The sequence below is a fragment of the Mycobacterium sp. genome (genome assembly GCF_049683935.1).
GTDB lineage: Bacteria > Actinomycetota > Actinomycetes > Mycobacteriales > Mycobacteriaceae > Mycobacterium.
The window spans coordinates 1-6,822 of sequence record NZ_JBAUJR010000488.1; the positions used below are offsets into that span (position 1 = coordinate 1).

Here is a 6,822-nt window from a genome sequence, read left to right on the forward strand (position 1 = left end):
GAGCCAGCCCGCTCTGAGCTCGATCGTCGCCGCGACGGCGCACACCGAGTACGACACCGGGCTGTCACTGGCTGCGGTGTGTGATCTGGAGCCCTACTGGGAAGCGCTGCGAAAGGTGTACGCGCCCTTCGAAAGTGGTCTTCCAGCGCCCACCGGGCGGGTGTATCACCACGAGATCCCGGGGGGCCAGCTGTCTAACCTGCGCCAGCAGGCGATCGCGCTGGGGCTGGGCGACCGCTTCGAGGACATCGAGGCCGCCTATGCGGCATCCGACCGCATCCTGGGACGGCTGGTCAAGGTGACCCCGTCGTCGAAGGTCGTCGGCGATCTCGCGCTGGCCCTGGTCGGTGCGGGCATCACCGCCGATGAATTCGCCTCGGATCCGGCGCGATTCGACATCCCGGATTCGGTCATCGGATTCCTGCGCGGCGAACTCGGTGACCCTCCGGGAGGCTGGCCCGAACCGTTGCGGAGCAAGGCGCTGGCCGGACGCGCCCCCGCCAAGGTGGCGGCCGACCTCACCGCGGAAGACGAAGAGGCGTTGGCTCAGGCCGGGCCGGCGCGTCAGGCCACCTTGAACCGGTTGCTGTTCCCCGGCCCCACAAAGGAATTCGAGGCGCACCGCGAAGTCTACGGGGACACCTCGAGCCTGTCGGCGAACCAGTTCTTCTACGGCCTGCGCCACGGCGACGAGCACCGGGTGACCCTCGAACGTGGTGTCCAGCTGTTGATCGGCCTGGAGGCGATCTCCGATGCCGACGAGCGCGGCATGCGCACGGTGATGTGCATCATCAACGGCCAGCTGCGGCCCGTGGTGGTCCGCGACCGCAGCGTGGCCAGCGAGGTGCCCGCCGCCGAGAAGGCCGACCGCAACAACGCCGACCACGTGGCGGCTCCGTTCGCCGGCGTGGTCACTGTCAGCGTGGCCGACGGTGACACCGTCGAAGCCGGCCAGACCATCGCCACCATCGAGGCGATGAAGATGGAGGCCGGGATCACCGCACCCAAAGCCGGCACCGTCTCACGGGTCGCGGTGGCAGCGACCGCACAGGTCGAAGGCGGCGATCTGCTGGTGGTCGTCACCTGACCCGCATCATCGCCGGCGTTCTGGGAGGGCGCCGAATCGCGGTGCCGCAGCACAAGTCCGGCCGGGGTACCCGTCCGACCACAGACCGGGTGCGCGAGTCCCTGTTCAACCTGCTGGCGGCGCGGATCGATTTCGCCGGTCTTGACGTGCTCGACCTCTACGCCGGTTCCGGGGCGCTGGGGCTCGAGGCGCTGTCGCGCGGTGCGGCGTCGGCGCTTTTCGTGGAATCCGATGCCAAGGCGGCGGCGGTGATCACGCAGAACATCTCATCGCTGGGTGTGCGGGGCGCATCGGTGCGTCGCGGCGCGGTGGCGGCGGTGCTGGCCACCAGCACGGCCCGGCCGGCGGATCTGGTGCTGGCCGACCCGCCGTACGAGGTCGACAACACCGTCGTCGCTGACATGCTGGTCGCACTCGACACCGGCGGCTGGTCGACGTCCGGCACCGTTGCCGTGGTGGAGCGCGCGGCGTCGAGTTCCGAGATCCGGTGGCCGCCCGGATGGTCGGTGTGGAGCGCCCGCCGCTACGGCGACACCCGCATCGAGCTGGCCGAACGCGACTGATCGCGGGTGCTGATAGCGTCGATCGTCATGAGTGGAGCGGTGTGTCCGGGGTCCTTCGATCCGGTGACCCTCGGTCACATCGACGTCTTCGAGCGGGCGTCGGCCCAGTTCGACGAGTTGGTGATCGCGGTGCTCGTCAACCCGAACAAGAAGGGCATGTTCAGCGTCGAGGAGCGGATCGCGCTGATCGAGGAGTCCACGGCCCACCTGCCCAACGTGCGCGCGGAATCCGGGCAGGGGCTTGTCGTCGACTTCGTCAAGGGGCGGGGGATGACGGCGATCGTCAAAGGTCTGCGCACCGGGACCGATTTCGAGTACGAGCTGCAGATGGCCCAGATGAACAAGCACATCGCGGGCGTCGACACATTTTTTGTCGCCACCAATCCCCAGTACTCGTTTGTGTCCTCATCGCTGGCCAAAGAGGTGGCGATGCTTGGCGGTGACGTCTCGGCGCTGCTGCCGGAGCCGGTGAATGTGCGCGTGCAGGCCAAGCTCGCCGAACGAACCTGAGTCCGGCACCCGCCGGGCCGGGGGATTGACATAATGCTCGGTAGTCGTAATTGGTAACGACACACCGGTGCCGGTAGCTGAGTCACAGGCGTAACACCAGGCACACTGGTCACTGTCAAACTACGCCTGGAGGGTGTCGCCGTGTACCGAGTTTTTGAAGCGCTCGATGAATTGGGCGCAATTGTCGAAGAAGCCCGCGGCGTGCCGATGACGGCAGGCTGCGTCGTGCCCCGCGGTGATGTCCTCGAGCTGATCGACGACATCAAGGACGCGATTCCCGGCGAACTCGACGATGCGCAGGACGTGCTCGACGCACGCGACTCGCTGCTGCGTGAGGCCAAGGAACATTCGGATTCGACCGTGTCGACGGCCAACGCCGAGGCCGACTCGATGGTCAACCACGCCAGGGCAGAGGCCGACCGCCTGCTCGCGGATGCGAAGTCGCAAGCCGACCGCATGGTCGCCGAAGCCCGTCAGCACAGCGAACGGATGGTCGGCGAGGCGCGCGAAGAGGCCAACCGGATCGCTGCCTCGGCAAAGCGCGAGTACGAGGCCAGCACCGGCCGGGCCAAGTCCGAGGCGGACCGGCTGATCGAGAGTGGCAACCTGACCTACGAGAAGGCCGTGCAGGAGGGCATCAAGGAGCAGCAGCGCCTGGTGTCGCAGACCGAGATCGTGGCGACAGCGACCGCCGAGGCCACCCGCCTGATCGATTCCGCGCACGCCGAAGCCGACCGCTTGCGGGGCGAGTGCGACATCTATGTCGACAGCAAACTCGCCGAGTTCGAGGACTTCCTCAACGGCACCATTCGGTCGGTCGGCCGCGGACGTCACCAGTTGCGGACCGCTGCGGGAACCCACGACTACGCGGCCCGCTGACCCCTGGGCGCCGACCGTACGATACGTGCATGGCGACGCATGCACACACGGCCGCGCGCCGCGGACCTCGATCACCGCTGCTCATAGACATCGGCCGACTCGGTCGGCGGCCCGGTTCGATGATCACACTGCAGACCACGCTCGCGAGTCCGTCGCGGATGGGCCTCGATCTGATGGCCGTCGACGAGGGCGCCCCGCTGGAGTTGGACCTGCGGCTGGAATCGGTGTCCGAGGGTGTGCTGGTCACGGGCACCGTAGCGGCACCGACATCGGGCGAGTGCGCGCGCTGTCTGCAGCCGATCACCGGTGACGTCGAGATCGAGCTGACGGAGTTGTTCGCCTACCCCGACAGCGCGACCGACGAGACGACCGACGATGACGAGGTCGCCCGGGTCACCCGCGACGGCAGCGCCGAAGCCGTCGACCTCGAGCAGCCGATCATCGACGCCCTGGGATTGGCACTGCCGTTCTCGCCGGTGTGCGGCCCGGATTGTGCCGGGCTTTGCCAGCAGTGCGGGATCCCGTTGGCCGACGCCGAGCCCGGGCATCACCACGAGCAGATCGATCCGCGGTGGGCAAAGTTGGCCGAGCTTCGCGAGCAGCCCGGAGACGATTCGTGACGGTCGACCGCGCGCTGTTGCTCAAGGCGCTCGGCGTGGATCTGCCGGACGAGCTGCTCACGATGGCGCTCACCCATCGCAGCTACTCCTATGAGCACGGCGGTCTGCCCACCAACGAACGCCTCGAGTTCCTCGGAGACTCGGTGCTCGGACTGACCATCACCGAGGAGCTCTACCACCGGCATCCCGACCGGTCCGAAGGTGATCTGGCGAAGCTGCGGGCGAGCATCGTCAACACCCACGCACTCGCCGACGTCGGACGTCAACTCACCGAGGACGGGCTCGGTTCGTACCTGCTGCTGGGCAGGGGCGAAGAGAACTCCGGCGGCGCCGACAAGTCGAGCATCCTCGCCGATGGCGTCGAATCGCTGCTCGGCGCAATCTATCTCGAACACGGCGCCACCGTGGTGCGCGACGTCATCCTGCGGTTGTTCGCCGACCTGCTGACCACTGCCCCGACGCTGGGCGCGGGTCTGGACTGGAAGAGCAGCCTGCAGGAGTTGACCGCCTCCCGGGGCCTGGGCGTACCGGCCTACCTCGTCAGCTCGACCGGGCCGGATCACGACAAGGAGTTCACCGCCTCGGTCGTCGTCGGGGAGACCGAATACGGAAAAGGCATCGGCCGCACCAAGAAAGAGGCTGAACTAAAGGCTGCTGCGGCTGCGTGGAACGCCCTCGACAGTGCCTGACCCGGATGCCTGAACTTCCCGAGGTCGAGGTGGTCCGGCGCGGCCTGGCCGAGCACATCACCGACAAGACCATCACCGCGGTGCGGGTGCACCATCCCCGCGCTGTGCGCAGGCACGAGGCCGGCACGGCCGACCTGACCGCCCGACTGCTCGACACCACGATCACAGGAACGGGCCGACGCGGGAAGTACCTGTGGCTCGAGCTCGACGACGGTGCGGCGCTCGTGGTGCACCTGGGCATGAGCGGACAGATGCTCCTGGGATCCGTTCCCAATGAAAACCACCTACGCATCGCGGCACTGCTCGACGACGGCACCACGCTGAGCTTCGTCGACCAGCGCACCTTCGGCGGCTGGATGATCGCCGACATGGTGACCGTCGACGGGACCGATATGCCAGTGCCGGTGGCACACATCGCCCGTGACCCGCTGGACCCGCTCTTCGATCGCGATGCAGTTGTTAAGGCGTTGCGGCACAAGCATTCTGAGATCAAGCGACAGTTGCTCAACCAGGCCGTCGTCTCGGGCATCGGCAACATCTATGCCGACGAGGCGCTGTGGCGGGCCAAGGTCAACGGGGCGCGACTGGCATCCGGGCTGTCCCGCGCCAAGCTCCGCGAGCTGCTCGACGCGGCCGCCGAGGTGATGGCCGACGCGCTCGGTCAGGGTGGCACGTCCTTCGACTCGCTTTATGTCAATGTCAACGGCGAGTCCGGTTATTTCGACCGGTCGCTGGACGCCTACGGCCGCGAGGGTGAACCCTGCCGGCGTTGCGGAGCAGTGATGCGCAGGGAGAAGTTCATGAACCGCTCGTCGTTCTACTGCCCCCGCTGCCAGCCACGCCCGAGGGTCTGACTCCGCCCCGCGCCGCGGAATAGCATTCCGGGCTGCGGATCGGGCCGCGATCACGACCGGGAATGCTATTCCGCGGGGAGGTTGTAGAAATAGGGGATGACCGAACTGTGGGTGGAACGCACCGGCGTGCGCCGCTATACCGGGCGTAGCGAGCGCGGCGCCGAGGTCCTGATCGCCTCCGAGGACGTCGAGGGCGCGTTCACTCCCGGGGAGCTGATGAAGATCGCGCTGGCCGCGTGCAGCGGGATGAGCAGCGACCAGCCCCTGCGGCGGCGCCTCGGCGACGACTACGCGGCCACGATCCGCGTGTCGGGGCTCGCCGACCGCGAGCAGGAGCGCTATCCGCTGCTGGAGGAGTCGCTCGAGGTCGACCTGTCCGGGCTCGGCGAGGACGAGCTGACACGATTGCTCACCGTCGTCGAACGCGCGATCGATCAGGTGTGCACAGTGGGGCGGACGTTAAAAACAGGGACTAAAGTGACGTTTGAGGTGAAAGATGTTGGGCGAGACTGACGTCCGGCTGACGGCCTGGGTCCACGGACACGTCCAGGGCGTGGGTTTCCGCTGGTGGACGCGGTCGCGGGCACTCGAACTGGGCCTGGCCGGGTATGCGTCGAACCGGCCGGACGGTCGCGTCCAGGTCGTCGCACAGGGTCCCCGCGACGCCTGCGAACGGCTGCTTGACCTGCTGAAAAGCCCAAACACTCCCGGTCACGTCGACAAGGTGATCGCGGACTGGTCGGAACCGGCCGACGCGCTCACGGGCTTCACCGAGCGCTGACCCGCGCGGCGGTAGGGTTTCACGTCATGCATCTGAAGAGTCTGACGCTGAAGGGCTTCAAGTCCTTCGCATCGCCGACGACTCTTCGCTTCGAGCCCGGCATCACCTGTGTGGTCGGCCCGAACGGCTCGGGCAAGTCCAACGTCGTCGACGCGCTCACCTGGGTGATGGGGGAGCAGGGCGCCAAGACGTTGCGCGGCGGCAAGATGGAAGACGTCATCTTCGCCGGCACCTCCTCGCGCGCGCCGCTGGGCCGCGCCGAGGTGACGCTGACGATCGACAACTCCGACCACGCGCTTCCGATCGAATACTCCGAGGTGTCGATCACCCGGCGGATGTTCCGGGACGGCGCGGGCGAATACGAGATCAACGGCAGCAGTTGCCGTTTGATGGATGTTCAGGAGTTGCTCAGCGATTCCGGTATCGGTCGCGAGATGCACGTCATCGTCGGGCAGGGCAAGCTCGCCGAAATCCTCGAGTCACGTCCCGAGGACCGACGCGCCTTCATCGAGGAGGCCGCCGGTGTCCTCAAGCACCGCAAGCGCAAGGAAAAGGCGGTGCGCAAGCTCGACTCGATGTCGGCGAACCTGGCGCGACTGACCGATCTCACGACCGAACTGCGCCGCCAGCTCAAACCGCTCGGCAGGCAGGCGGAGATGGCGCGGCGCGCCCAGACGATCCAGGCCGACCTCCGCGACGCCCGGTTGCGGCTGGCGGCCGACGACCTGGTCACCCGCAAGGCCGAGTTCGACGACACCAACCAGGCCGAGACGACCCTGCGTCGTGAGCACGACGAACTGACCGGGAGGCTGGAGGTCAGGGCCCTCGAACTCGACGCC

At 67.3% G+C, this 6,822-nt stretch carries 10 protein-coding genes; all 10 read left to right on the top strand.

The annotated features are described in order from the left end of the window. A partial coding sequence (locus WA965_RS27830; RefSeq protein ID WP_526448252.1) for a biotin/lipoyl-containing protein occupies positions 1–1,087 on the top strand: 1,087 nt, incomplete at its 5' end. Further along, the gene (gene rsmD / locus WA965_RS27835) at positions 1,084–1,650 is read left to right on the top strand and encodes a 16S rRNA (guanine(966)-N(2))-methyltransferase RsmD (RefSeq protein WP_526294089.1); all 567 of its coding nucleotides are present in this window, start codon (positions 1,084–1,086) and stop codon (positions 1,648–1,650) included. The genes WA965_RS27830 and rsmD, both read left to right, overlap by 4 nt. A gap of 27 nt (positions 1,651–1,677) precedes the next feature. Next, positions 1,678–2,160: a pantetheine-phosphate adenylyltransferase gene (coaD, locus tag WA965_RS27840; RefSeq protein ID WP_526294076.1), complete on the top strand. Its 483-nt coding sequence runs from the start codon at positions 1,678–1,680 to the stop codon at positions 2,158–2,160. A gap of 141 nt (positions 2,161–2,301) precedes the next feature. Next, complete coding sequence (gene sepIVA / locus WA965_RS27845) at positions 2,302–3,039, top strand: cell division protein SepIVA (protein ID WP_178362175.1); 738 nt, start codon at positions 2,302–2,304, stop codon at positions 3,037–3,039. Positions 3,040–3,068: 29 nt separating this feature from the next. Continuing rightward, positions 3,069–3,659, top strand: coding sequence for a YceD family protein (locus WA965_RS27850; protein ID WP_526294075.1), 591 nt, complete (start codon positions 3,069–3,071; stop codon positions 3,657–3,659). After that, positions 3,656–4,348, top strand: a complete 693-nt coding sequence (gene rnc, locus WA965_RS27855; RefSeq protein ID WP_526294074.1) for a ribonuclease III — start codon at positions 3,656–3,658, stop codon at positions 4,346–4,348. The genes WA965_RS27850 and rnc overlap by 4 nt, the downstream gene beginning before the upstream one ends. A 5-nt stretch (positions 4,349–4,353) precedes the next feature. Then, on the top strand, positions 4,354–5,202 hold the full coding sequence (gene mutM, locus WA965_RS27860) for a bifunctional DNA-formamidopyrimidine glycosylase/DNA-(apurinic or apyrimidinic site) lyase (RefSeq protein WP_526294073.1): 849 nt from the start codon (positions 4,354–4,356) through the stop codon (positions 5,200–5,202). A 96-nt stretch (positions 5,203–5,298) separates the two neighbouring features. Continuing rightward, positions 5,299–5,715, top strand: coding sequence for an OsmC family protein (locus WA965_RS27865; RefSeq protein WP_526294072.1), 417 nt, complete (start codon positions 5,299–5,301; stop codon positions 5,713–5,715). Beyond that, a complete protein-coding gene (locus tag WA965_RS27870) occupies positions 5,699–5,983 on the top strand; it encodes an acylphosphatase (protein WP_526294071.1) in 285 nt (94 codons plus the stop codon). The genes WA965_RS27865 and WA965_RS27870 overlap by 17 nt, the downstream gene beginning before the upstream one ends. A 26-nt stretch (positions 5,984–6,009) precedes the next feature. Beyond that, the coding region (locus tag WA965_RS27875) for a chromosome segregation SMC family protein (protein WP_526448253.1) at positions 6,010–6,822 on the top strand (813 nt) is incomplete at its 3' end.